This window comes from Leucobacter chromiiresistens, from assembly GCF_001477055.1.
Lineage (GTDB): Bacteria > Actinomycetota > Actinomycetes > Actinomycetales > Microbacteriaceae > Leucobacter > Leucobacter chromiiresistens_A.
This window is the reverse complement of the sequence record NZ_LDRK01000161.1, coordinates 1-867: the sequence shown is the minus strand read 5'-3', so window position 1 is coordinate 867 and position 867 is coordinate 1. Positions and strand designations below refer to the sequence as shown.

The 867-nt window shown below is 68.9% G+C and carries 1 pseudogene; it reads left to right on the top strand.

Annotated elements, in window-relative coordinates:
• A pseudogene (locus NS354_RS12810) lies at positions 1-867 on the top strand (DNA-directed RNA polymerase subunit beta); the annotation flags it as partial.

Below are 867 nucleotides of genomic sequence, written 5' to 3'. Positions count from 1 at the left end.
GGAGCGCGTCGTGCGCGAGCGCATGACCACGCAGGACATCGAGGCGATCACGCCGAACACCCTGATCAACACGCGGCCCGTGCTCGCGGCGATCAAGGAGTTCTTCGGCACGTCGCAGCTGTCGCAGTTCATGGATCAGAACAACCCGCTCGCGGGCCTGACCAACAAGCGCCGCCTCTCCGCGCTCGGCCCCGGCGGTCTCTCCCGCGACCGCGCCGGCGTCGAGGTGCGAGACGTGCACCCGTCGCACTACGGCCGCATGTGCCCGATCGAGACCCCGGAAGGCCCGAACATCGGCCTGATCGGCGCCCTCGCGACGTTCGCGCGCATCAACGCCTTCGGGTTCATCGAGACGCCCTACCGCCGTGTCGTCGACGGCAAGGTCACCGACCAGGTCGACTACCTCACCGCGCACGAGGAGGACGAGTACCTCATCGCGCAGGCCGGCGCGCCGCTCACGCAGGACGGCGCCTTCGCCGAGAAGCAGGTGCTCGCACGCCCCCGCGGCTCCGAGGTCATCATGGTCGACGCCGAGCGCGTCGGCTACATGGACGTCTCGCCCCGCCAGATGGTGTCGGTCGCGACCTCGCTGATCCCGTTCCTCGAGCACGACGACGCGAACCGCGCGCTCATGGGCGCCAACATGCAGCGTCAGGCCGTGCCGCTGGTGCGCAGCGAATCGCCGGTGGTCGGCACCGGCATGGAGGGCTACGCCGCCATCGACGCGGGTGACGTGATCACCGCGGCGAAGTCGGGCGTGGTCGAGGAGGTCTCGGCCGACTTCGTCACCATCCAGGAGGACGAGGGCGGCACGAAGAGCTACTTCATGCGCAAGTTCGACCGCTCGAACCAGGGCACGAACTACAA